Here is a 1,698-nt window from a genome sequence, read left to right as displayed (position 1 = left end):
TCCGCCATGTCGGACACCACCTCGGGGGTCGGTCGTGACCGTCACCCTACCCCCGGCCCACGGTCGTCGTTTCGCCCCGCAGCGCTCACCCGGCGCGCGCCGACCGGCGGAGCACCGCCGTCAGCGCCACCACGACCACCAGTGCGCAGGCGCCCATCACGGCGAGCATGGGGAGGGCGGAATGCGGGCCGGAGAGCCCGGTCATCGGCGAGACGAGGGCCGCCAGACTGAACTGCGCCGCGCCGAGCAGCGCGGACCCGGACCCCGAGTGCCCCCGGGTCGCCTGCATGGACAGCGCTGCCGCGTTGGGCAGGATCGCGCCGATCGACAGGGTCAGCAGGATGAAGCCCACGGTGACCGGTGCCAGCCCCAGGGTGCCGGCAGGGGACAGGGCGACGACGACGACGAGCACCGCGATCGCCATGAGCATGCCGACCACCCCGGTGGCGAGGATCTTCTCCGGTGCGAACCTGCCGACCAGGTGTGCCCCGGCCAGGTTCGAGGCGAGGATGCCGAGGGCGTTGACGGTGAACGCCACCGAGTACGCGGTGGGGGAGAGGCCGACCATGTCCTGGTAGATGAACGGGCTCGCGGAGATGTACGCGAAGAGCACGCCGAAGGTGAACACGAACACCGACACCCGGGCCACGAACGGACCAGAGGTGGCCACGACGCGCATATCGCCCAGGGTGGACATGATGCCGCCCGAGCGGCGGTCGTCGGGGTGCAGCGTCTCGGGAACCGCCGTGACCACGCCGATCGCCGTGACCACGGACAGAGCGGCCAGCAGCCAGAACACGCCCCGCCACCCGCCGAACGGGACCACGGCACCGCCGACGAGCGGGGCGATCACCGGCGCCACCGACTGGAGGGCCATGAGGGTCGCGAACGCCTTGGCGACACCGGCACCGCGGCCGACGTCCACCACCACGGCCTTGCTCAGGACGATCCCCGCCGCGCCGAAGAACCCCTGGGCGACCCGTCCCAGCACCAGTACCCAGATCGACGGGGCCAGCGCACACACCACGGCCGCGACCGCGGTGCCCACCGAACCCAGGATCAACAGGGTGCGCCTGCCCACACGGTCCGAGAGCGGGCCGATCACGAGCTGCCCCGCGGCCAGCGAGACCATGAACGCGGTCAGGGTGAGCTGGGCGACCGAGGCGGAGACCCCGAACTCCCCGACGATGAGGGGAAGCGCGGGCAGGTAGGTGTCGGTCGCGAACGGCCCGATCGCACCGGCCAGGGCAAGGGGCAGCAGCACGGCGGCGGGTACGGTCCCCGGCAGCGTGGACGGGGGATCCGGCGCCTGGGCGCGGGGGAGGGTGGACTTCACGGGAGGACGATAGCCCCGCCGGAGAGGGCCGCGCGACGCCCCGATAACCCGCTTTCACCCCCGTTCCGACGCCCGACGCGCGGGCGAACCGTGCGGGTGACGGGCGAGTGCCGGTCAGTCGGTGCGGACCTCGGCGACCCCGTCGAGGTACGTGATGACCCCGCCCTCGAAGGTGGAGATCCATCCCCCGTCGGTGGTGGCCTCGTCCGCGGTGGGGAAACCCAGCTCGCCCGCGGGCCCGCCCGCGTCCAGGTAGGCGGCGAGGATCTCGCCCTGCACCACGAAGGCGCGCCCTGCGGGGGTGAGGACGATCGCCCCGCGTTCGAACTCGGTGATCGAGCCGCCCTCTACATCGGTGGCGG

At 72.7% G+C, this 1,698-nt stretch carries 1 protein-coding gene and 1 pseudogene; both read right to left on the bottom strand.

What is annotated here, in order from left to right:
- Positions 1–85: 85 nt before the first annotated feature.
- The gene (locus G6018_RS06595) at positions 86–1,336 is read right to left on the bottom strand and encodes a Bcr/CflA family efflux MFS transporter (RefSeq protein WP_182639209.1); all 1,251 of its coding nucleotides are present in this window, start codon (positions 1,334–1,336) and stop codon (positions 86–88) included.
- A gap of 114 nt (positions 1,337–1,450) precedes the next feature.
- Positions 1,451–1,698: pseudogene (locus tag G6018_RS06590) on the bottom strand (hypothetical protein); the annotation flags it as partial.

Source organism: Dietzia sp. DQ11-44 (assembly GCF_014145205.1).
Classification (GTDB): Bacteria; Actinomycetota; Actinomycetes; order Mycobacteriales; family Mycobacteriaceae; genus Dietzia; species Dietzia natronolimnaea.
Note: the sequence above shows the minus strand (reverse complement) of the source record. Positions and strands in the feature narration are given on the sequence as shown.